This window comes from Pseudanabaena sp. UWO311, assembly GCF_006937785.1.
GTDB lineage: Bacteria > Cyanobacteriota > Cyanobacteriia > Pseudanabaenales > Pseudanabaenaceae > Pseudanabaena.
This window is the reverse complement of record NZ_SJEE01000027.1, coordinates 1-23,997: the sequence shown is the minus strand read 5'-3', so window position 1 is coordinate 23,997 and position 23,997 is coordinate 1. Positions and strand designations below refer to the sequence as shown.

Genomic DNA, 23,997 nt, shown 5'->3' with positions numbered 1-23,997 from the left:
CGCAAATTAACCAAGAAATCAAGTTCTTGGCTAAAAGCTCAAGTCCACTGAAGTGGACTACAGAATACTGTTAATTAACCCGTTTCAACGGGTTTGAGCTTTTAGCCCGCACTTGAGTGCAGGGCTACTGCGTAAGTCCTATAGTAGTAACTTCAAGCTCTATGCCATTTATACCTTTAAGTTTTGCTTCAATTTTATATTTGTCCCCATAGGTCGTTTTTTCTAAAAATTGTGCAGGCTGGGGCAAAATTTGAGATCGCAAATCAGCTTCTAACTGTTGCCAATTGTCTAGGGTATATCCTGCTTTCTGAAGAAATTGTGATTTGTCATCTTTGGGCAGAAGCACCAACAGATATTTGGTGAGCTTTTCTTCGGCGATCGCGGTGTCAGCAGGAAGTAGCATCGTTTATCTAGACTCCTATTTCTGGTTTTGCCACTGTAGCGCGATCGCTTTCAATGCCAGCTACAGGTAAGTTTAGCTGCTGCCTAAATTTAGCTAGTTCTTGAAAATAGTTGGTCAAGTGGTGGTAGTCCTAAAAAGGAAAGAATGAGAGCGGAGGTAAATAAGCTTTGTAATGATGGATGAAATTCCAAATGGCTCCAAACCGAAAATCTGTAATGCCCGTTAAGCGGGAATTACAGATTCTTGGCTTTTATATTTAATTGTGCGTAGGGTACTTAGCTAAGAACTTCAGCGATTTCAATCACTTGACCATCGGGGTCTTTGACCAAAAAGTTGAGCGGCTTTTCGCTACGGACTTTGTGTTTAATGCCTTTGACTTGAATCTGCAACAAGAGCTGCTCTACACAATCGCGATTAAAGCAAATATGTCGTCCTCGGTTTGCGTCGGTGACATTGGCTCCAGGGACAATGTGCAATTGGACGTTTTTCTTGAGCTGATACCAAGCGCCATCCATGTCTGCTGAATATTTTGACTGAGAGCGTCTAGCTTCGGCAGGAATATAAATGGGATCGGCAGGTGCACCCATGCCATATTCATAGCCATAGTAATAATGTAGCGGCACATCTGCGATCGGCAGTTTCATTTCGCCTTCATAAAAATATCGCGCTTGATCGAGGTTAGAAACCATGATCGTATGTACTTTTGGTGCGCTGGTGAGAAACATCCACATGGCAACAGCGTATGCACCGAGGAGCATAACCATGATGCCTTGAGTAGAAAAAATTGACTCCATCGTAAAGCAACTACATATTAAGAGACTAAGCTTTTTAGTTTAACGCAACTGTCATAGGTTTAAGTCACAAACTACACGATCTGACGATTTGCCTTATAGGTTAGTGCGGCACTTCGTGCCGCACTAACCTATAAATCTAGGTATCGTAGGGAATATCTGAGGGCTTTTTGCCAACGGTTACCGTAAAGCTAGGAAATTTCACTAAGTCCGCAGTAAATTTTTCGTCTAAAGTCAGGGCATATTTGCGATCGGACAATAAAACTACGGGAATATGCTCTCGATCTTCTTTATTAGAAACTAACTTTCTTTCTACTTTTTTTGTGAAATGCTCTTGCTTAAATTCTTTTATCTGCTCGTTACTAATTCGATTTAATCGACCTTGCTGGGTTAAGAGATTAATAATCACGGCAATATTATTACCTGATGCAGCATGTCCCATCGTTCTGTAATATTCAGCTATCAATTTTTGGGAAATAACTAAGTGAGCATTATCATCATGTTTTTTGGGATTAGAGTTAGACTCTATTAGCCATTTAATTAACTTTTTGTACTCAGGATCGATAGGATTAGAGAAGTTTTTAGCTATATTGTTATCGATAAATATATCTTTTCTAGTCATTAGATATTCTTAAAATTTAAACCTATCAAGCATTAAGAGCAATGTCCATTGTGTCAATCATATATGTCTCAAAAAATCCTTTGGGAGCATTTAAGATTTGTCCATCTTTAGTAAATTCAATACGATGAGCGATGCTGCCATCTTTAATAGAATTTTCAAAATAATACACGGCTACATCTTCAGGCTGAATTTCTCCTTTAACAATAAGTAATCTCATTCTATTAAGCAAATACTCACTATGAGTTTCAACAATATAGTTTTTATTTCTCTCTTTGACTTGCTTAACTAAATAGTCACCTAAGTTAGCTTGTACAGAAGGATGTAAATGTATTTCTGGCTGAGACATAATTAATGTTGAATCATCTGACAATTGTAAATCAGCAACAATAATCGGCAAAAACTGACTGATCCCAAATCCAACATCAGCTAATGATTCCCATTTACTTCTACTCTTAACTTTAACTTTTAGCTCAAACCTACCTCCAGAGAGTCTGTGAAGCTTTACGTCATGGAGCATTTTCAAATCCTTAAGAGTAGCGGTCAACTTATATAGTTCTTCTGATTGATTATCATTCCAATCTAAAATTTGATCAATATAGCCATCACCAAACTTATTAATAACACCACTTGATAGAGATTGGTAATAAGTTCTTTCAGGTTGAAATCTGAAAGAACTTATAAAATTGAAATCATTAATTAAATCACCATACATAGCACTAGTACTATCCATAAAATAATTATAAACTTCTATATCAGAGTCATTAATTACTTCAAAGTAAAAATCATTTATATTTAGGGTCATTAATTGTTGATTATTATCTCTAATATTCACAACATAAGACAAATCTTCTTTTTGCTTGACCTCAATTTCAGCTCCATTCTTTAGGTATTTCAATCTCGGAGATTTTCGTATTGTATCAAAGCTCCATAAGGTTGTGAAATCATATATATTTTTCCCAAAAGAAAAATTTAAATCGATTTCTATATTGTTTTTGAAATCATGATTAAATAGAACCTCCTCAAATCCTCCCATATTCACATAGTTGCCATTAAGTGATAAATATAATGGGAACGAGTTTCCATTTAAATTAACACTTTGAAGGGGCGCTAAAATCCCATATATTAGAGAACTCTTCCCACTACTATTTTCACCTGTAAGCAAAGTTATTTTTGAGAAAGAAATATCTACTTCTTTAAAGCATTTAAAGTTTTTAAGAGCTAATCGATGAATCTGCATAAGTGTTTTTCTAAAAAACTATTTTGAGATATTGTTTTGGTTTATATTCTGGAATTTTATGATTTGCCGATCGCAATAAATCTCTAATGAGTTACCGAAGCTGAATACATAATACAAGTTATAAAAGTCCTAGCTTTGTTTTACTACATTTTTAATAATCTTGCCGATCGCTTGCTAAGCGTAAAATTTTCCCTGCTAACATCGCCGCTCCGAAGCCGTTATCGATATTTACCACACCTACACCCGTAGCACAGGAATTAAGCATCGTCAGCAAAGGCGCTAGCCCATTAAAACTAGCCCCATAACCAATACTCGTCGGCACAGCTACAATCGGGCAATCAGCCAAACCAGCAACCACACTTGCCAACGCCCCCTCCATGCCAGCGACCACGATAATCACATCAGCATCAGTGATCGCATCACGATGACTGAGCAAACGATGAATTCCTGCCACACCCACATCCCAAAGTCGCTTAACTGTAAATCCACATAGCTCGCCTGTGACAGCCGCTTCCTCTGCGATCGGCAGATCGGCAGTTCCTGCGGTAAGGATTGTCATTGTGCCTTGCTTTTTCATGATTGACTCACCGAGGCAGCAAATTTGGGCGATCGGGTAATATCGTAAACCTCGCAAAGATGGCTGAATCAGTTCATAAACAGAAGATGAGATCTTAGTTGCCATTACCAAGGGATTTTTGGACTCCATCACCCGCATGATTTGGACGATTTGCTCAGGAGTCTTACCCAGGCCAAAAATCACTTCAGGAAAACCTGTTCGTAAAGTGCGATGGTGATCGATTTTGGCGAAATCTCCAACCGATTCATAGTGGAGATATTTCAATTCTTCTAAAGCTCTCTCTGGACTAAGTTCTCCTTTCGCTACTGTTTCCAGAATTTGCTTTAAGTTGTCATGCATAGAAATTAAATGTGCTGATTTAGAGGGCAATGCTTCGGATAGTTTACTGATTTTACGTTACCGTCAATTCTTCGCCACACTTTTAATAGGCTTGTCCGAAAGGCTTTGGAAATATAGCAATCCCGCAGAGGTTAGAAACGTAAAGTAAGCGATCGCTTGTCCAAGAAATAGGCGATCGCGAAAGCCAAACAAAGCTTTAAGCAAGATTCCAGGGAATTCTTTGTCAGGAAGAATCTCATGTACATCCCAAACTAAACCACCTAGAAGACAAGAAGTTAATTCAGTTGTTGTATCAGTTGGGAAACAAAGTGTAGTCTGCGAGAGTTCGGCATAGGCTGCTACGGCTTTGTCAAGATGTCCGATCGCACTGATGACTAGCCCTGCAACGATTAGTAATAGAAATACACCCATTGTTTGAAAGAATACTTTGAGATTGATGCGAATTCCGAATTGAAACAGTGCAACCCCGATCGCTACTGCCCCAACTAAACCTGCGATAGCGCCCAAAATTGGCGCAAGTCCACCTTGCAGCTTAGCAGAGATAAAAATCACCACCTCAAAACCTTCGCGCAAAACTGCGATCAAAATCAGCGTAAAAACCGCCCATCCTGCATTCTTTTCATTTGCGATCGCCTTGCCAATTCGCCCCTCGATTTCACCCTTCAGCGCTTTAGCATTTTCGGTCATCCATACCAACATCCAACTCAACATGGCGATTGCGGTAATTCCCAAAAGCCCTTGCCACAATTGCCCATAAAAAGCGGCTTGGTCTGGGTCAGTACTTTCGACCTGCTTTAAAAACCAATTCAGTAATATCCCCACTACAAAGCTAGCTAATACTCCTGTACCAATGCCGCCAAACACCCAAGGGTTAAGCGAACTGCGATCGGCTTTTTTGAGATATGCCATCACGATACCCACCACAAGGGCGGCTTCGACTCCTTCGCGCAAGGTAATCGCAAAAATCGGTAAGGCTGCACTGAAATCCATAGAATGTTCCTTTCAAAAATTCGTGTAGGGTTTGCAGTTTGCCTATAGGTAAACTGCAAACCCTACATAATTTTAACGCTTTGCTACAGGCATCCCCAAAATGTCCTCAATGCGAGGCATATCCTCTAGCGCAATCACCCGACCTTGATCTTCAAAATTAGAGATCTGATCGAAGTTGAGATAGCGATAGAGTTCACTGGAAAAAGGATCGATCTTCTTAGTGACGATCGCTTGATATTCTTCCACTGTCGGAATCTTACCTAGCAAGGCGCAGACCGCCGCTAGCTCAGCCGAACCGAGATAGACTTGAGCGTCTTTGCCCATGCGGTTATTGAAGTTACGGGTAGACGTGGAGAAGACCGTCGCGCCATCAGCAACACGAGCTTGATTGCCCATGCAGAGAGAGCAGCCAGGGACTTCTGTTCTTGCTCCAGCTACACCGAAAGTACTATAAATCCCTTCTTCCTTGAGTTGGAACTCATCCATGCGTGTCGGTGGTGCTATCCAGAGACGTGCTTTCACGGCGGCTTCCTTTTCGAGAACCTTAGCGGCGGCGCGATAGTGACCAATGTTGGTCATGCAGGAACCGATAAACACTTCATCCACGCGATCGCCTGCTACTTCTGAGAGTAACTTCACATTGTCAGGATCGTTGGGTGCAGCCACAATTGGCTCCTTGATTTCATTGAGATCGATTTCGATGATTTCGGCATATTCAGCATCGGGATCGGCTTCCATCAGAACAGGATTAGCTAACCATTCTTCCATTTTGGCGATACGACGCAATAAAGTCTTAGCGTCGCTATAGCCACGAGCAATCATGTTCTTCATTAAGGCGACATTTGATCGCAAATATTCGGCAACTGTCTCCGTACTGAGCTTGATCGTGCTGCCAGAGCATGAACGTTCAGCGGTGGCATCGGTGAGTTCAAAGGCTTGTTCGACCTTGAGATCGGGTAAACCTTCGATTTCCATGATTCGACCAGCGAAGACATTTTTTTTGTTCTTCTTCTCAACGGTCAGCAACCCTTTTTGAATGGCAATGTAGGGAATCGCATTCACGACATCGCGCAGGGTAACCCCAGGTTGCAACTTACCTGTGAAGTGCACTAATACGGATTCAGGCATATCGAGAGGCATGATTCCCAAGGCGGCGGCGAAGGCGACTAGTCCTGAACCTGCGGGGAAGGAAATACCCAAGGGAAAACGAGTATGGGAATCGCCACCAGTGCCGACGGTATCGGGTAGGAGCATTCTATTTAACCAAGAATGGATAATGCCATCATTGGGACGCAGGGCAACACCTGCACGGGTTGCAAAGAAATCAGGAAGTTCTTTATGGGTTTTAATGTCGGTGGGTTTAGGATAAGCCGCCGTATGGCAAAAGCTCTGAAGCACTAAGTCAGCGCTAAATCCTAAACAGGCGAGTTCCTGCAACTCGTCACGGGTCATTGGGCCAGTTGTATCTTGAGAACCAACGGTCGTCATCAATGGTTCGCAGGAAGTATAGGGGCGCACACCAGCCACACCGCAAGCTTTGCCCACCATTTTTTGAGCGAGGGTGTAACCTTTGCCTGTGTCAGTAGGTGTGGAGGGAAGGATGAAAATATCGCTGGCGGGTAAACCGATCGCTTGACGAGTTTTGGCGGTAAGACTGCGACCGATCAACAGAGGTATGCGACCACCAGCGCGAACTTCATCTGCGATCGTGTCGGGGGTGAGGCTGAAAGTAGAGAGAGTTTCACCAGCCGCGTTAGTGATTTTGCCTTCGCGAGTGTGAATCGTAATTACATCGCCTGTTTCTAGTTTAGAGACATCGCATTGAATCGGCAAAGCACCCGCATCTTCGGCAGTATTAAAGAAAATCGGCGCAATCGTGCTACCGAGAATTACGCCGCCCGATCGCTTGTTAGGTATGAAGGGAATATCGTTGCCAATATGCCACAGCACCGAGTTAATCGCTGATTTACGCGAAGAACCAGTTCCCACAACATCACCGACAAAAGCGACAGGATGTCCTTTTTTCTTAAGTTCAGCAATGGTTTTTAGACCAGTGGGCATCATTGATTCCAACATACAGAGCGCATGGAGGGGAATGTCAGGACGTGAGAATGCTTGAGAAGCTGGTGAAAAGTCGTCGGTATTGATTTCACCTGTTACTTTAAAAACGGTTACAGTGAGAGTCTCAGGTAATATGGGGCGACTGGTGAACCATTCGGCTGCTGCCCATGACTCGATTACGCCTCTGGCTCTAGCGTTAGTTTTAGATAATTCCAAAACTTGATTGAAGGCATCAAATACTAGGAGCGTTTTCTTGAGAGCAGTTGCAGCAAGATCGCCTAAATCATCATTTTCTAGTAAATCGATTAGAGTATGCACGTTATAGCCACCGACCATCGTGCCAAGCAATTCCACGGCTCTTGACGGTGTCACCAATGGTGATGTCAATTCACCCTTAGCGATCGCTGTTAGCCATCCTGCTTTGACATATGCAGCCTGATCGACTCCTGGGGGAATGCGATCGCGCAGTAACGATAGTAAAAACTCCTCTTCACCTGCTGGAGGCTTTTGTAATAAATCACAAAGTGCCGAAGCTTGCTGGGCATTCAAGGGCAGAGGGGGTATCCCTTGCTGGGCGCGTTCGGCAACATGGTCACGGTAGGCTGATAACATACGTCGTTATTTCTGATTCTGTAATTTGAGATATAGCAGATTGCAAGAGTAAGTACCTCGGCACAATTAAAAAGCCAGAACCCACAATCTGCACCGCCCGCTGCGTGGGCGGTGCAGATTGTGGGGCTTATATTTAATTGTGCCTAGCTATTTATGACCATCTGGGGCACACTCTCATAATCTGCTGAGGATAGCTATATTATTGATCCTATTAAACTTTGGCGCGGAAATTATGTTTACGTTGACATGTTTTAGGTTTTGCAGAGATTTGGGTTCAAAGTAAAATGAAAACTTGTGCCAGATGAACAAGATAAATCTAAGCTAGCTCGCAATTGTTGAGTCATAATACGTACCAGTCTTAAACCAAGAGAAGCAGTTGCTTTAAAGTCAATATTTTCAGGAATCCCAACTCCATTATCACGAATGATTAAATGTAAGTTGTCATCATCTATCGATTTATATAAAATCACTTCAATTAAGCCTACATTATTATTTGGGAATGCATACTTAAAAGCATTTGTTAATAGTTCATTCACAATTAATCCCATGGAAATTGCCGTATCAATATTCAATTGAGTTGGCTTAACATCTAATTTTAATTCAACTTGGCTAGTATTAAAACTTGTGGAGCTATAGAGATTCCCAACTAGACGCTGTAGATATTCACAAAAATCAACCTTATCCACATCATGAGATTGATATAATTGCTCATGAATTAACGACATTGTATGAATCCGTCGTTGACTATCGGAAATTGCTCTCAAAGCTTCTGCATCATTTATATAACGAGCTTGCATTGATAGCAAGCTATCAACTACACTAAGATTGTTTTTAACCCGATGATGTACCTCTCTTAATAGAACCTCTTTGTCCGCAAGTGAAGATTGCAAACTTGATTCAACTTCTTTTAACTTCGTGATATCAGATGCCGCACCAATTGTTTGTTTAACAGTACCATCTGCATTACGAAAAAAAACAGTTTCTTGACTATAGAACCATTTCCACTTGCCATGAATATCTCGCATTCGATATTCAAAGAGAAATAAATCTTCAGGATTTTCTTCCAGTCTTCTATTCTGAATAAGTTCGTAATGTTCTTTTACTCTTTCTAAATCATCAGGATGAATAACCTCATTGAGTAGTAAGTTACCCATAGCCTGAATCTCTGAGGGGGGGTATCCCAAAAGGTGAGTAATAGCTTGATTACAATATATATTACGATGTTCTTCAAGATCGTAAATATAGAGAATATTTGGAGTTGTATCTGCAATTCGTTGAATAAATTGTTGACTGCTTTTGAGTGCTAGTTCAGCTTGCTTTCTGGTTAGCGCGATCGCAACATAAGTAACAATTGTCTGTGTTAGCTGGACTTCTTCTTCTGTAAATTGCCTTGGCGCATCGAAATACGCGACAATATCTCCCAAATGACGACGTTCGTATTCTAAGGGAAATACGGCTAAGGCTCCGATACTTTCAGCTAGGCATATATTTTGTAAGATGCGATCGCTAGGAAATATCGCACAGTAAGGAAAAGGTCTAAATTTGAGTTCAACTTGATGAGATGAATCTTCAAAGAATGCTTCAATAGATTGCCTGTAATCTTGACTAATTCCTACAGATTCCTGATATTGCACACAATGATTAGCAAGAGTTGTAATCACGGCAGAACGCGAAGTTCGTAGAGCCGTACAGATTCCATTTAACGCAATTTGATAAATTTCATTAACTGATTGCGCAGCATTCAATGCTGATACAAATTCGTACATCAGCCTTAAGCGATTGAGCTGCAAATTCAAGCGATCTTCAGTTAATTGTTGATCAGCGATCGTTTGTACTAATTGAAGGTTAACTTCCTTGAGTTCTGTCTTGACTTTAGCCATGAGCATCACCTCCTACGATCGCATTCTTAATTCTTAAGCTTGGCGAACCACAACCCACCGCTAATCCACTTTGTCCTCCTTTACCGCAGCCACCTGACTCGTCCCATACAAAGTCATTGCCGATCGCCTCAATATCTTGCAATGTCTCAAAAGCATTTCCTGAGAGCGTCACATCCTTGACAGGCTCAGCGATTTTACCATTGCGAATCATCCAAGCCTCACCTGCGGTAAAGGTAAACATTTCTCCATTAGTCATACCACCTTGCCAGTTTTTGGCATAAACACCAAGCGGAATATCATTAAACAAATCGGCAACAGATGTTTGACCTCTCCCAATCCAAGTATTCGTCATTCTTACGATTGGTGGATAATGATAATCCAAACATCGCGCATTACCAGTTACTTTTTCACCCAATTTACCTGCTGTCTCCCGCGAATGTAATCTTCCAACCAATACGCCATCTTCGATTAATTGTGTCGTCGTCGCAGGTACACCTTCATCGTCATAGAGATAGCTACCGCGATGGTCAGGATTAGCAGCTCCGTCAAAAATTTGTAAATCCGTGGAGCCAAATCTTCTGCCAATGCTCATGGTTTCTAACATGTCGGGATTTTCGTAGAGCATATCTGCTTCAGATAGATGTCCAAATGCTTCATGTACAAACAATCCTGCCAAAATCGGATCAATGACTACTGTGTAGGTATTCCCTTGCACAGTGGGTAAATCTAGCGAACTAAGAGCGCGTTGAGCCGCACCAATTACTTGTTGATCCAAATTGAGCAAATCTGTATAAGTACTTCTTGAACCGAAAGTTTCGCGACCAGTTTGTATTGTTTCTCCATCCCTTGCGATCGCGGAGCATCGTAATTCCCAGTCAGCCCATTCTTGCTCAATCATCGTACCTTCGGATGTAGCAAAAACTACCTGCTGCGTGCAGTCTCCATAGCGAACAGACGTACTAACTACGCGATCAGAAACCGAGTGCAAAATATCGGTGTAATGGGCGCACAAATTCTTTTTGTCAATGAGTTCAATTTGATGCGGATTTTCTTTAATCAGAGATACCTTTGCTTGTACAGGCTCGACAGCTGCAAGTACCGTTTCTTCACTACCAACCCATTTTGCCGATGCGATCGCTTCCTTGAGTTTGGCTTCCAAACTATGTAGATCATTAAAACTCGCAAATCCCCATCCGCCCCGATGACAGGCTCTCACCTGTCCACCAATCGAAATACCTGTACTCAAAGTTTCAACTTTACCGCTGCGTAAAAAAATATCCGCCCCTTGAGATCGCTCTAACCGAATCGCAAAAAAATCGACATGGGGTTTATATTTTTGCACTAAGCTCAAAATTTCATCTTTAAATTGCCATATGTTCATATATCAAGCTCACAAGAAAAGCTCTTTATGCATTTAGATCAAAATTATCGCACAAAAATATCATTTTAGTGGATAAATAATGTTTGCTTCTAGCAACTCTATATTTATGCGACCGATTTTGTTGTTTTTTAGCACCTACGATGCTAAAAAACAACAAAATCGGCTTTGATGCAAGTTCGCCGCTGGTGAACTTGCATCAAAGCCGATTGTCATAATGAGAATCGTTGATTCGGCTACACAGCCATTTTCATTATGAGACCAATTCTGTGTTTTCCAGTGCCTGCGGCACTGGAAAACACAGAATTGTTTTTTTGAAAGTCTGCCTACGTCAGACTTTCAAAAAAACAATTTTTAAAGGGAGAATTGCTGCCGTCAATAAATATAAATTGCCAATCGAGAACTTTTGTGATATATATCTTAGCCTAAATTCCCTAAATGAATTGCACCTATGAATGCCACAGTAAATGCCCTCACAAATGCCTCAGAAGACATGACAGCCAACCTTCAGAAGGAAATTAATTTACTTAAGGTTGATCTAGAACAAAAGGATCTGTTAGTACAGCAGCTTTCTGAAGAGCTTTTTCGTTTGGTAAAGGGAAATACAGCCTTTTTGCCAAATGCAGAGGTACATGAGCATCATTCAGAAGAGATGCGCTGTTTGGCAGAAAAGCTTGCTATGGTTGAAAATCAATTAATTTTATCTCAAGCCCTAATCCAAGATCGTGATCGTGAAGCCTTAGAATTGCGTCACACGATCCAAGAAATGGGCGATCGCAATCGGATGCTAGAGCAAGTCGTGCAGGAGTTGCCAAATATTTACCGTGCTAAGTTTGCCGAGCGGATTGTCCCGATCAAACAAAAGATCGAAGCCCTGCAAAAAGAAAACCGACAATTGCACATCGAGCTGCAAAGCCTCAGTTTCCGTCTCTCAGGTCGTACCCGTCGTCCTGCGGCTCAGCAACAACGCCTTGAACTACCCAGAGTTATCCCTGCGCTAGGCTAAATAAAAAAGGCGACATGAAGCACCGCCTTTCTCTTGTTCGGGGTTTAGGTTGGCATTGCCTATCCTACTAAAAAATAAATAAAAGCGGCGCTTCGCGCCGCTTTTATTTATTTGGGTTTTAAGCCATACATGCCGCCTAGCAAAAACCATAACAACATACTTAGACGTGGTTCATAGAGTACTAAGTCTAACCAACCTGACATCAAAAAAAGCATAACGCTGATCACGACTACGACTATCATGCCTTCCGTATCTTTAGCGATCGCGGATTTGAGAGATATCCAGATTGTCCAACCGATGATACCAACAAATCCCAACAGCGCAGGAATTCCCGAACCAATAGAGATCGCTAAAAATAAATTATGCTCATGTGGTAATCCTCTCAAGTCATAGCCAATGGACTGAGCCACCAGAGGGAAATTGCGTAACCCCCAACCTTGGAGCGGATGTTGAGATATTAGAGAAAGTGCAAACTGCCAAGCATTGAGACGACCAGCCGTGGAAGCATAGTCACCTAATTGGGGATCGATACTACTAACTAAACGATTGACAAATCCTTCTGGTAATAGCGATCGCACTGCTTCACCACCCAAGCCAAATTTTTGTCCAAACACCCCCCAAGCAATGATTGTCAAAACAATTCCAAAGCCTAAAACAAGTTTCCATTGACGGTAGTAGAGAGTTAGGACAACAGCGCCGACTACGGCAATTCCCCAAGCATTCCGTGAACTAGTCAGGATCAGCACACAAGTTCCTAATGCTAAAGCAATAGCAGCGATCACCTGTTGGGATTTAGAAATACTTTTGACTTTGCCAAGGGCAAAATGAAAAGCAATCGGTAATATCATTAAGAAGTAAGCAGCTGTTTCATTGAAATGACCGAAAAATGACTGAATGCGGCGATCGGGACTAAATCCCATCGGGATCGGATAGCTATCAAAAATCACTTTCGGAAAAATCCAATCGGGTCGATCAAGAACTGCCTGTAATAGCCCAAATCCACTTACCATTATGGAACTCAGCACTAGTAGCCAGAGAAAATGAATAAATTGAGTAGGGGTACGGATGATGTAACTAGTAGTGGCAGCCAAGAGAAAATATGGCAAGAAATTAGCTAATCCAGCAGCAGCTGTGGCTGGGTTGAAAGCAATGATAGTAGTGAAGATCATCCATAGAGATAGCCAAAAATAAGCACGATTAACTGGTGTGGCGATCGCTCTCCATCCATGAAAAATTAGAACTCTCAAAGCCAGTGCAAACATAAAAAGTGGCATAAAAACATTGCTAATCACCATAAAAATAGCAACGCTTTGCAGCCAATTCCACTCTAAGCGCAACTGATCATTGTCTATCGATTTCCAGAGCATCCCTACACCTCACATATCTGCGTAATAACAACTGATGTTACGTAGAAGGAATTCCTGAGACAGCAAAAATCTATGGCTTGCACGGGGGCACAGCACCTACAGAATTTAAATTGGTTCCCCCGTAGTTGCCCTGCCACGCTAGCGGTAAGAGATTCATCATCTGAGTTCCACGTAACAATTAAAACAAGAAAGGGAGCGCATTGCACTCCCTTTCTTGTTTTAAAAAAGATTCGCTCTACAAACCTTTTTTAATGATTAGTAATCGAAGTCGCCGCCAGCAGCCATGGCTCCACCGCCACCAGCATTAGCACCTTCAGGCTTATCAACAACAATACATTCGGTGGTGAGGATCATGCCAGCGATCGAAGCCGCATTTTGCAACGCAGAACGAGTAACCTTAGCAGGATCAACGATACCAGCGACAAACATATCTTCAAATTCGCCAGTCATTGCATTGAAGCCAATGTTGAAGTCTTTTTCACGGACATTCTCAGCGATTACAGCACCGTTGAAGCCAGCATTTTGAGCAATACGCTTAACAGGAGCTGACAATGATTTAGAAACAATGATTGCGCCAGTGAGTTCTTCACCAGTCAGGTTCGCATTTGCCCAAGTGAATAATTCTGGAGCAAGGTGCACATAGGTTGTACCACCACCGGGAACGATACCTTCTTCAACAGCAGCCTTGGTTGCGTTGATGGCATCTTCGAGGCGAAGTTTGCGATCCTTCATTTCGGTTTCAGTTGCTGCACCAACCTTGATGACAGCTACGCCGCCAGAGAGCTTAGCCAAGCGCTCTTGAAGCTTTTCTTTGTCGTAGGAAGATTCAGTTTCTTCGATTTGACGACGAATTTGCTCAACGCGAGTCTTTACAGCTTCTTCGTTACCATCAGCAACAATAGTGGTACTGTCCTTGGTGATAATGACACGACGTGCCTTGCCGAGCTGATCTAGCTTAACTGCATCAAGACGAAGACCAGCATCTTCGGTGATTACTTGAGCGCCAGTAAGAGTTGCCAAATCTTCGAGCATCGCTTTACGGCGATCGCCAAAACCAGGAGACTTGATTGCAGCAACGTTAAGAACGCCACGTAGACGGTTTACAACAAGAGTTGCCAAAGCTTCTTTTTCGATATCTTCAGCAATGATGATCAAAGGACGACCAGAGCGAGCGACTTGCTCTAAAACTGGTACGAGTTCTTGGACTAGGGCAATCTTCTTATCAGTAATCAACAGAACTGGTTCTTCAAAAGAAGCTTCCATGCGCTCTGTATCAGTTACGAAGTATGGAGAGATATATCCCTTTTCAAAGCGCATACCTTCAGTAATTTCCAATTCGGTGAACATGGATTTACCTTCTTCGAGGGAAATCACACCTTCTTTACCGACTTTGTCCATTGCTTGGGCGATCATTGCACCTACTTCTTCGTCGTTACCAGCCGAGATGGTTCCAACTTGAGCGATCGCTTTAGAATCTTCAATAGGCTTAGCATGATCCTTGATCTTGCCAACCAAGAAAGCCGTTGCTTTGTCGATACCGCGTTTAAGAGCGATCGAATTAGCCCCAGCAGCAACGTTACGCAAACCTTCTTTAACCATTGCATGAGCCAAAACCGTTGCGGTAGTGGTTCCATCCCCAGCAGCGTCATTAGTTTTAGAAGCTGCTTGGCGGATCAAAGCTACGCCAGTATTTTCAACATTATCTTCTAGTTCGATTTCTTTAGCGATGGTTACCCCATCATTAACGATTTGAGGAGAACCAAATTTCTTTTCAAGAACTACGTTACGTCCCTTAGGTCCAAGGGTTACGGCAACGGCTTCAGCCAAGATGTCCATACCACGCTCAAGGGCGCGACGAGCATCTTCGTTATAAATTATTCTTTTAGACATGATTTTTTTAATTGAGTAGTAGGTTAACAGAAGATTTGGTGATTGGTGATTGGTGATTGGGTTTCGATCTCAGTTGCCGATTACCAATTACCAATTACCGATTACCAATTACCAGTGATTATGCAACGATCGCTAAAATATCTTTTTCTGTTAGCAGCACATATTCGTCTGTGCCTAGTTTGATATCAGTTCCAGCATATTTGGAGTACAAAACTTTGTCTCCAACTTTGACTTCGAGGGCTTGGCGCTCGCCTTTGTCATCGAGTTTGCCAGGACCTACTGCGGCGATTTCGCCAACTTGGGGCTTTTCCTTTGCGGTCTCAGGCAAGAAAATTCCACCAGCGGTTTTTTCTTCTTTAGCGCTTACTTTAATAAATACGCGATCGGCTAAAGGCTTTACGGTAGTTACGTTTAATGTCGTTGTTGCCATTTGTATTCACTCAGTTGACTAGCATTTTTTGGCTTTGTCTAGAGTTGTTTAGCACTCTAGGTGACTGAGTGCTAATTTAACCGAAATGGTTGCAATGGCTATAGTGTGGTTTACCGAACTGAAAAGAACAAAGCAGGTGACGCTATGCTAAGAATCTCCTGCTTTGTTATATGAAAAACATGTTTGTATTGGCAGACTATTGGATAGTCAAAGTTGTGCCAGATACTATTTAAAGTAAGGTGCGCTACTCTTAACGGTAACGCAACTGTCAAAAACAGAGATTGCGTTACGTAACACACCCTACTACTTTTAAAACCCCAAAAGGTAAACTGCCCGCTACGCGGGCAGTTTACCTTTTGGGGTTTTAGTTTTTATTGCACCGAATTCAGTATAAATCGTCTTTATCTTTATAGATTAAGCTTCTTCTTGTTCTTCGCCTTGCAGCTTAAGTAAGAAGTAACCGAAGGCAATACCGACAGGAATTAATACCATCGATAAGACCATTGCGTTAACCATTTCTCCCATGATTTTCTCTTTTAATAAATAATTTAGATAATATTTCTTTAGGAATTTTACCGTATAAGCAGGGCTAAATTATTACCTCTACATCGATCGCATCAGCATAATCTTCTTGCTCACCCTTAGTTTGATTATCCTTAGATTTATGAGAATTTTGCTCATTTTGATAAGCAGCCATAACTTCGGCTTCATCTAGCCAAACTGGGCGAATCTCGTAATGAACTCGTAGATTTGCAGGAGTGCTACGTTCAGCTTCTCGTACAAATCGATTTGCTTCCCATTCTGCTTGAAATGTGTTGATCAATTTGAGCGTTTTTAGCCGCTGTCGCTCCAGATATGTCCATACTTCCCAAGCATTGTATTCAGACTCTTTGGGCGTTTCAAGGATTTCTTCAGGCTCTGAGATCGTTTCCGCATGATCGTCATGATCTGAAGATTTTTGACTGTCATTAACAGGATCATTGATCCGATCATCAAATTCAGATGATGCTGGCTTTGGACTATCTTCAACATCGCGAGATTTACTGACAAAATCCTGCGAAGCGGCAGAATCTACGACGGTATCTTGCGATCGCGATAGACTTTTAATCTCCCTAGCACGAATTTGTCTAACTGATTGTTCATCAGCGATCGACTTAACCTCGATCGCTGTCTGAGATTGATCAACCCATCCTTTAAAGATGACTTCTTCGCAATTAATTATTAAGAGATCGCCAACTTCTAACGCAAATCCTGCTAACGAATTAAACAATGGCTTCATGTTTGGTGTTGAACTAAAGCCACTAGGACTATTAGTATCTTGACGATGGTCATCAGCGACCTTGGGGATGGAGACATCTGCCTGATTAGATTTCCCATTATCAATCAGGCTTTGGACTCCCCCAGTTGCATTTTCATCTCACTAATTTGAGCATATAACGGAGCTAGACAATTCTCTACATAGGTCAAAAGCTCAGGATGCAAAATGAACGGAGCTATCTCTGGAGGTTTCTCTGGTATTGGCTCAGGCTCAAACTCACGACTGATCACTGTTAAAATCCAATCAGCGATCGCCTGTTGTTTAGCATCAGCTTTTGTTTTGATTTGGCTCAATAAAGGCAGAGGAAAACGAAGATTTACCTGTTTTGTCCTATGAGGAGTCGCCATTATTTGCCCTTACTTAAAATTTTTTGAAGTGTTTGCGAACTCAATTATAGCAATCGGCATCACTAATACCAATTATCGAAAATGTAGTCACATTTTCGATATGGATTTAAGGATAGGCGGCGCTTCGCGCCGCCTATCCTTAAATCCATATTTTTTAGGACTATCCACAAAGAAGAAGCATCGCGATTATTGCGATGCTTCTTCTTTAGCTTTATAGACATTTCGATAGCCAACAATTATTTAAACTGGAAAGGGGCTTTCCCCAATGAAAGCGTAACTATTACCCACAAAGCTAAGCTAGAGCAGGCAAAAGCAGAAATAACTCCTAAGAAAAAGCTATTCCAAACAATAATCATTTTGCTTTTCTCCTGAATTCAGAATCCTAGCTCTACTTTACATAATATGCACAGTCTAATACTTTTTAAAGCATATGTACGATTGCTAATGAAAAATTAACAATATATTCTAGACGATAAAACAAGGTAATTTGTTTCCCGACTACTTCATGTTTGAGATAGCTACAATCTCCCCAGTGAATAACTTAGTGATACGCGGCTTTGCCACGCATCACTAAGTTATTCACTGGGAACATCTTTTCTTTGAAGTAGATCATGCAAATTACAGTCTTAAAAATGAGTAAGGAAGTAAAAAATAGTACTCACAAAATCAATAATTCTCACTATTCATAAGATTAAGTTGTGGGATTTTCTGCGCCGCTGGCGCAGAAAATCCCACAACTTAATCTTGATTGTATTTGGCATAAGAATGATGCGTCAGCTTTAGCCAATGATAAAATGAGTGCCTGTACTTTCCTATTTCAAAACCATGACCGATTGGCAAATTGCCGCCGAATTTGAAGACATTCTCTATCACAAAGCCGATGGAATGGCAAAAATTACAATTAATCGTCCTCAAGTTCGTAATGCTTTTCGACCTAAAACGATTACAGAAATGATTGCTGCCTTTGCTGATGCGCGTGAAGATGTCGAGATTGGGGTGGTTTTGCTAACTGGTGCAGGACCTGCAACCGATGGTAAATACGCTTTTTGTTCAGGGGGCGATCAGAAAGTGCGCGGTGATGGCGGTTATATCTCTGAGTCTGGCGTACCGCGCTTAAATGTACTCGATTTGCAACGTTTAATTCGCACTATGCCTCAGCCTGTGATTGCCTTAGTTGCTGGTTATGCGATCGGTGGTGGTCATGTGTTGCATGTTGTTTGTGACCTAACTATTGCTGCCGATAATGCAATCTTTGGGCAGACTGGGCCAATGGTGGGTAGTTTTGATGGTGGCTTTGGAGCTTCCTATTTGGCGCGATTAGTTGGGCAGAAAAAGGCAAGGGAAATTTGGTATTTATGTCGTCAATATGATGCTCAAGAGGCTCTTGATATGGGCTTAGTAAATAAAGTTGTGCCAGTTGAGCAGTTGGAAGCAGAAGGTATCCAATGGGCTCAGGAAATTTTAGATAAAAGTCCCTTGGCGATTCGTTGTCTCAAGTCTGCTTTTAATGCTGACTGTGATGGGCAGGCGGGTATTCAAGAATTAGCGGGTAATGCAACTTTGTTGTTTTACATGACGCAGGAAGCTCAAGAGGGTAAGCAGGCTTTTTTGGAAAAGCGCAAACCCAATTTTCGACAATATCCTAAATTGCCATAAAACCCACAAAGATCAAGGCGGCGCTTCGCGCCGCCTTGGGGTAGATACAGGATACGTGTAAAAACCTGCAAAATGACAGTTAAAGATATACAGGGAGTACATTCTAAAAATATGATTTTTTGTTTTTTAGACAAAAAATCAAACGATAGAATGCGCATTTTAAGACCAATATTGCAGGCTTGTACACGTACCCTGTAGCTATCCCTACCCTGTAGCTGTCCCAAATTTATAAAACAGAGCATTTTTACAAATCGTCGATGTTGACAATTGGCATCTCATGCGAGGGACTCCACTCGTCTTCCGTCCAATATTTTTTTGGGTGTTTATTCTTCCAATACTTGTCCAATCAGATATTCAAAAAGCATTTAGTTGTACTCTCCAGGCATATCAGTTTTTCTAACAGTAATCCTGCCAACTTTCTTACCTGACATTCTCAATAATTCATCACCTGAAAATTCAAAACCAAGCTTTAGTGCTATTCGCGCAACATCATCTGAGGTTGATGCTGCGAGCACCTCGTTTTTAAGTTCAGGTTCAGACTGCATTTTCTTTAAAAATGCTTCGATTTGCTCAAAAGCCATATTTAAAATTCCTATTCTCGTTAGCTACTCGTAATATAAAGAAAAACAGCAGTATATAAGGGGTAAATACAGGATACGTGTAAAAACCTGTAAGATGACCTTTAAAGCCATACAGGGAGTACATTCCAAAAATAAATTTTTTGTTTTTTTGACGAAAACACCAACGATAGAATGCGCGTTTAAGACCGATCTTGCAGGTTTTTACACTTACCCTGTAGCTATCCCGCCTTTATTTTAATCTAATTGCTATAGTCATAAAAGACTGCTGAAATTTGAGAACAAGATTGATTTTTGCTTTGCAGATGTTTGCCAAACACATACGCAAAGTACTGTAAATTATGATCAATCAGCAAAAAATCAATCAAGTTTTATGTCGGAAGCCATTCTTCTCAATACTTTTTTCTGGGCTGCCATTGTGCTAATGGCGATCGCTACGAGTGGCGTTGGTTATCTTACTTATCTAGAATGGCAAGATCGTCGCCGTCGCGGAGGAAAAAGTTAAACCACTCATACATCCGATCTTCGAGCCAAGGCGTGTGCCATGCTAAACCCAAGTTAATTGTTTCCACGAAACTATTGGGTATATCGGAATCATTAATCGCTACGCAAAACCGAAAGGTCGTAACCTGCTCCCACTGTTTTAAATGTTTGAACACACGGACGATCGCCTGACGATAGGGATGATTTGGCTTTTCATACCAATCATCAGAAATTTCATTAGAGCGGTCAAACCCTAAATGGACAATCGAGAGCTTACTGGAAAACTCTTGGGGGAGTAAGTTTGGAGCCTGCGTATCAGCATTAGCAAACAAACTCGCAAAAGCTATTGAGGTTTCTTCTTGCAGTAATAGATCGTTAGCTGAAGCTACTTCCCGTAATTGATCAAACCATTCAGGCTGTTTATCTTCTGTCCAGCGAATCCCAAGGGTAATTAGTTTAGTTTTCAAGAGCAAATGCCCTAATTTTTCAGCCTTGGTTTCGAGATAACGCAAGTTATGCTCATTAGTCTCTATTAATAAAGGCAAGCGTCCAACAACTTCAATATCAAAACCTTTAAGTCCCGCGAGCTTCCGAGGGTTGTTAGTAATCAGGCGCATTTTCTTAATACCTAGATCATGCAAAATTTGCGCCCCAACTCCATAGGTACGCAAATCAGCCCCAAAGCCTAGCTTTTCGTTGGCTTCAACAGTATCTAATCCACCATCTTGTAAACAATAGGCTTTAATTTTATTTATCAGACCGATACCGCGCCCTTCCTGTCGTAAGTAAACAACTACGCCCCAATTTGCAAACTCGATCATTTTTAGAGCGCTTTGTAACTGTCCACGACAATCACAACGCAGCGATCCGAGAGCGTCACCTGTAAGACATTCTGAATGTACTCTCACTAAGACTTCATTCTCAGAAAAGTCTTTTAGATCACCTTTGACGATCGCCAGATGCTCAGTATTGTCGAGGGTATTACGATAGGCATAAACTTTAAAGTCGCCAAATAAAGATGGTAAATTCGCGATCGCTTCTCTTTGCACAAAACGATCATGAGCTAGCCGATAACTAATTAGATCGGCAATGCTGATTAATTTCAAGTTATGCAACTTTGCATATTCAATCAGTTCAGGCAGTCGAGCCATTGAGCCGTCATCATTTTGGATCTCACAAATAACACCTGCGGGATATAGCCCCGACATTTGTGCCAAATCCACCGCTGCCTCAGTATGGCCAGCTCTTTTAAGTACTCCGCCATCTTTTGCTCTGAGCGGAAAAATGTGTCCAGGACGACGCAGATCATTGGGGCGCGTATTTGGATTAATCGCCGATTGAATTGTGCGAGATCGATCCTCCGCCGAAATTCCTGTTGATGTACCTTCTACTGCATCAATGCTGACAGTGAAGGCGGTTTGCTGACTATCAGTATTTCGATCAACCATTAGTGGTAGATCTAAGCGATCAAGGCGATCGCCTGTCATCGCCAGACAAATCAAACCTCGCGCTTTCACCGCCATAAAATTCACCATTTCAGGGGTGGCAAATTGGGCTGCCCCAATCAGATCACCTTCATTTTCGCGGTTTTCATCATCGACAACGACGATGAGACGACCAGATTTGAGGTCATTAAGAGCATCAGGGATAGAGTCAAATTGAAACTTAGTCAAGGCTTACTGTCAGGCATTCAAGCTATTTATATCCATCATATAGCAATCTCTATATTGCTTACTCCCTTCCTATACAAGAATTAGTGATACGGCGCTCCGCGCCGCATCAGCAATTCTTGTAGTAGCCAAGAAAACGAATAAGTCAACAACATCAAATATGTTGTTGACTTATTTGGTGATACAGTTATTTACTTTGTTGAGACATCAAAATTTATTTGTAAGACTAAATGTTTTTTGAGGATTTACAAAATAAATTAAATGTTTGATTTGCTTGATTTATTTAATTAACTTAATGAATTAAACCTTGATTTAACGAACTTTAATGTTTGATTTGTCTGACTTATTGTTTTTTTTAACGCGAGTTATGCAAAATTATTGAATATGATACAGTCGCTTCTCACAAAATCTTAGGAACATTTAGTTTAGATATACGGTCATTCAAGAATATACATAAATATGTATAGGAGAAAAACTCAAAATGACAAATCAAACTAGACGTTCTAGCACTGCATTACTTGTTGCTGTTAGCTTTATTGGTAGCTCTGCAATTCCTTTATTCAGCGCAACCTCTGCATTTGCTCAGACCACGTTTAATGATGTGCCTACAGGTTATTGGGCGCAGACTTTTATTCAAGAGTTAGCGTCTAGAGACATTATTAAAGGCTTTCCTGATGGGGGATTTCGTCCAAATGATCCAGTAACTAGAGCACAATTTGCGGCGATGCTTAACAAAGCGGTAAAAAAATCACCAATTCGGGGTGGTGTAACATTTGTTGATGTTGCTTCAAGTTATTGGGCAGCTTCTGCTATTCAAACTTCATACACAACAGGTTTTATGTCTGGCTATCCAGGCAACGTTTTTGAACCGACCCAAAATATTCCTCGTGTACAGGTTTTAGTGTCTCTTGCTAATGGCTTAAATTATTCTGCTAGTCAAGCGCCTGAAACAATTCTACAGACCTATGCAGATGCTTCTGGTATTCCTAACTATGCTAGAAATAGCGTGGCTGCAGCTACTGAAAATAGATTAGTAGTTAATTATCCCAATGTCCAGTTCCTAAACCCTAATCAAACCGCAACTAGAGCAGAAGTTGCCGCGTTTATCTATCAATCTTTGGTACGCTCAGGACAAGCCAATGCGATCGCGTCTCCTTACATAGTAGGGCAGACTACTACGACTCCTCCAGTGCAAAACCAAGTCAGGATTCCCGCAGGTAATACAATTGCTGTGCAGTATGCCAAAGATAAGATTTTGCTTGGACCTGATGAAAAAGTGCCTCTAGTGCTCAATGTGTCCCAAAATATTGCTAACTCTCAAGGCACAATTCTGATACCTGCTGGTACTCAAGTTGTTGGTGAATTGAGAACTGTGTCAGGTGGCGCTCAGTTTTTTGCAAGCGAACTTGTATTTGCCAATGGTCAGAGAAAAACGATCAATGCAACTTCTAAAGTTGTAACTACAACTGAGAAAGTTGATAAGGGCGTAAGTGTTGGTGGACTTCTGCAAAATGCTGCACTTGGTGCTGCTGCTGCTGCTGCAATCTCAGCAGTAACAGGCGATCGCGCGATCGCAACTGAGGAAGTACTTGGTGGCGCAGGTGTTGGCGCATTAATCGGTCTATTTTTAGGACGTAATAGTGTGACTCTTGCTTCTGTCAATCCTAATACTGACCTAGCATTAACTTTAAACGCTGATCTTCTGCTATAGATTCTCAAAGTTTTAGTAATACCCATGATAAAAAAGGAACGCCAGTCCCATTTAGGATCGGCGTTCCTTTTTTATCGTAGATCTGATTTGACGTTGATTTAAAGATCTTTCCCTGATTATAAAGACTAACGCATACGTACAAATCCTCAAAAGAACTCAAATTTTTGGCTAAAAGCTCTTCAGTCATAAAGATAACTAAAGAGCTTTTAGCCTTTCCAAAGGGTTTGAGCTCTTAGCCCGCTCTTGAGTACAGGGCTTTCGAGATGTGTGCAGATCAGGCAATATAATCTACAAGCAATAAAAAACTCTCCTTGTGGAGAGTTTTTTAATTATTAGTCAGAGACTAAATCATCGATAGGAATTAACCGTTTATAGCAGGAGCAGCCATTGCTACAGGAGCTACATCAACAGCAGCCAAATCGAGTGGGAAGTTGTGAGCGTTGCGCTCGTGCATTACTTCCATACCCAAGTTTGCGCGGTTGATTACGTCGGCCCAAGACGGTACTACGCGACCTTGGCTATCAGAGATTGATTGGTTGAAGTTGAAACCATTCAAGTTGAATGCCATGGTGCTTACGCCCAATGCGGTGAACCAAATGCCGACTACTGGCCATAGTGCCAAGAAGAAGTGCAATTGACGGCTGTTGCTGA

General features: G+C 41.6%; 20 protein-coding genes and 1 pseudogene. 3 read left to right on the top strand and 18 right to left on the bottom strand.

What is annotated here, in order from left to right; translation table 11 throughout:
* Positions 1 to 124 precede the first annotated feature (124 nt).
* The 9 genes from PseudUWO311_RS17825 to PseudUWO311_RS17785 all read right to left on the bottom strand — a co-directional run bounded on the left by PseudUWO311_RS17825 (position 125) and on the right by PseudUWO311_RS17785 (position 10,893).
* Positions 125 to 403, bottom strand: a complete 279-nt coding sequence (locus PseudUWO311_RS17825; protein WP_142656586.1) for a DUF6883 domain-containing protein — start codon at positions 401 to 403, stop codon at positions 125 to 127.
* Between the two features lie 275 nt (positions 404 to 678).
* The gene (locus PseudUWO311_RS17820; RefSeq protein WP_142656585.1) at positions 679 to 1,197 is read right to left on the bottom strand and encodes a glyoxalase-like domain protein; all 519 of its coding nucleotides are present in this window, start codon (positions 1,195 to 1,197) and stop codon (positions 679 to 681) included.
* A gap of 136 nt (positions 1,198 to 1,333) precedes the next feature.
* Positions 1,334 to 1,816: a hypothetical protein gene (locus PseudUWO311_RS17815; RefSeq protein ID WP_142656584.1), complete on the bottom strand. Its 483-nt coding sequence runs from the start codon at positions 1,814 to 1,816 to the stop codon at positions 1,334 to 1,336.
* A 25-nt stretch (positions 1,817 to 1,841) separates the two neighbouring features.
* Positions 1,842 to 3,053: an AAA family ATPase gene (locus PseudUWO311_RS17810; RefSeq protein WP_142656583.1), complete on the bottom strand. Its 1,212-nt coding sequence runs from the start codon at positions 3,051 to 3,053 to the stop codon at positions 1,842 to 1,844.
* Positions 3,054 to 3,204: 151 nt separating this feature from the next.
* Positions 3,205 to 3,969 carry a nickel pincer cofactor biosynthesis protein LarB gene (gene larB, locus PseudUWO311_RS17805; RefSeq protein ID WP_142656582.1) on the bottom strand — a complete coding sequence of 255 codons (765 nt, stop codon included), beginning with the start codon at positions 3,967 to 3,969 and terminating at the stop codon, positions 3,205 to 3,207.
* Between the two features lie 63 nt (positions 3,970 to 4,032).
* Positions 4,033 to 4,959 (bottom strand): FTR1 family protein, encoded by a 927-nt coding sequence (locus tag PseudUWO311_RS17800; protein WP_142656581.1) that lies wholly within the window; start codon positions 4,957 to 4,959, stop codon positions 4,033 to 4,035.
* A 72-nt stretch (positions 4,960 to 5,031) separates the two neighbouring features.
* Positions 5,032 to 7,632, bottom strand: coding sequence for a bifunctional aconitate hydratase 2/2-methylisocitrate dehydratase (gene acnB, locus PseudUWO311_RS17795; protein WP_142656580.1), 2,601 nt, complete (start codon positions 7,630 to 7,632; stop codon positions 5,032 to 5,034).
* Positions 7,633 to 7,883: 251 nt separating this feature from the next.
* Positions 7,884 to 9,512 carry a sensor histidine kinase gene (locus PseudUWO311_RS17790; protein WP_190303552.1) on the bottom strand — a complete coding sequence of 543 codons (1,629 nt, stop codon included), beginning with the start codon at positions 9,510 to 9,512 and terminating at the stop codon, positions 7,884 to 7,886.
* Entirely contained in the window at positions 9,505 to 10,893 is a 1,389-nt protein-coding gene (locus tag PseudUWO311_RS17785; protein WP_142656578.1) for a TldD/PmbA family protein, read from the bottom strand. Before PseudUWO311_RS17785 ends, PseudUWO311_RS17790 begins: the two co-directional genes overlap by 8 nt.
* 448 nt (positions 10,894 to 11,341) lie before the next feature.
* Between PseudUWO311_RS17785 and PseudUWO311_RS17780 the strand changes: the two genes are divergently transcribed.
* Entirely contained in the window at positions 11,342 to 11,896 is a 555-nt protein-coding gene (locus PseudUWO311_RS17780; RefSeq protein WP_142656577.1) for an Npun_F5560 family protein, read from the top strand.
* Between the two features lie 107 nt (positions 11,897 to 12,003).
* Here the strand turns inward: PseudUWO311_RS17780 and PseudUWO311_RS17775 are convergent, their stop codons facing one another.
* From PseudUWO311_RS17775 to PseudUWO311_RS17750, 6 genes are all read right to left on the bottom strand, one after another.
* Complete coding sequence (locus PseudUWO311_RS17775; protein ID WP_142656576.1) at positions 12,004 to 13,263, bottom strand: O-antigen ligase family protein; 1,260 nt, start codon at positions 13,261 to 13,263, stop codon at positions 12,004 to 12,006.
* Positions 13,264 to 13,518: 255 nt separating this feature from the next.
* Complete coding sequence (gene groL, locus PseudUWO311_RS17770) at positions 13,519 to 15,153, bottom strand: chaperonin GroEL (protein WP_142656575.1); 1,635 nt, start codon at positions 15,151 to 15,153, stop codon at positions 13,519 to 13,521.
* A gap of 118 nt (positions 15,154 to 15,271) precedes the next feature.
* Entirely contained in the window at positions 15,272 to 15,583 is a 312-nt protein-coding gene (groES, locus tag PseudUWO311_RS17765) for a co-chaperone GroES (RefSeq protein WP_142656574.1), read from the bottom strand.
* Positions 15,584 to 15,997: 414 nt separating this feature from the next.
* Positions 15,998 to 16,099 carry a PetM family cytochrome b6-f complex subunit 7 gene (locus tag PseudUWO311_RS17760; RefSeq protein WP_263402976.1) on the bottom strand — a complete coding sequence of 34 codons (102 nt, stop codon included), beginning with the start codon at positions 16,097 to 16,099 and terminating at the stop codon, positions 15,998 to 16,000.
* A 73-nt stretch (positions 16,100 to 16,172) separates the two neighbouring features.
* Positions 16,173 to 16,862, bottom strand: a complete 690-nt coding sequence (locus PseudUWO311_RS17755; RefSeq protein WP_142656572.1) for a hypothetical protein — start codon at positions 16,860 to 16,862, stop codon at positions 16,173 to 16,175.
* A 104-nt stretch (positions 16,863 to 16,966) separates the two neighbouring features.
* A complete protein-coding gene (locus PseudUWO311_RS17750; protein ID WP_142656571.1) occupies positions 16,967 to 17,248 on the bottom strand; it encodes a hypothetical protein in 282 nt (93 codons plus the stop codon).
* Positions 17,249 to 18,073: 825 nt separating this feature from the next.
* Here PseudUWO311_RS17750 and menB point away from each other — a divergent pair.
* On the top strand, positions 18,074 to 18,904 hold the full coding sequence (menB, locus tag PseudUWO311_RS17745) for a 1,4-dihydroxy-2-naphthoyl-CoA synthase (protein WP_142656570.1): 831 nt from the start codon (positions 18,074 to 18,076) through the stop codon (positions 18,902 to 18,904).
* Positions 18,905 to 19,269: 365 nt separating this feature from the next.
* Here the strand turns inward: menB and PseudUWO311_RS17740 are convergent, their stop codons facing one another.
* Positions 19,270 to 19,485: a Nif11-like leader peptide family natural product precursor gene (locus PseudUWO311_RS17740; protein WP_142656569.1), complete on the bottom strand. Its 216-nt coding sequence runs from the start codon at positions 19,483 to 19,485 to the stop codon at positions 19,270 to 19,272.
* A 452-nt stretch (positions 19,486 to 19,937) separates the two neighbouring features.
* Positions 19,938 to 21,638: a bifunctional 3,4-dihydroxy-2-butanone-4-phosphate synthase/GTP cyclohydrolase II gene (ribBA, locus tag PseudUWO311_RS17735; protein WP_142656568.1), complete on the bottom strand. Its 1,701-nt coding sequence runs from the start codon at positions 21,636 to 21,638 to the stop codon at positions 19,938 to 19,940.
* 478 nt (positions 21,639 to 22,116) lie between these two features.
* Here ribBA and PseudUWO311_RS17730 point away from each other — a divergent pair, with 478 nt between their 5' ends.
* Positions 22,117 to 23,346, top strand: a complete 1,230-nt coding sequence (locus tag PseudUWO311_RS17730) for an S-layer homology domain-containing protein (RefSeq protein WP_142656567.1) — start codon at positions 22,117 to 22,119, stop codon at positions 23,344 to 23,346.
* 361 nt (positions 23,347 to 23,707) lie between these two features.
* Here PseudUWO311_RS17730 and PseudUWO311_RS17725 read toward each other — a convergent pair.
* Positions 23,708 to 23,997: pseudogene (locus PseudUWO311_RS17725) on the bottom strand (photosystem II q(b) protein); the annotation flags it as partial.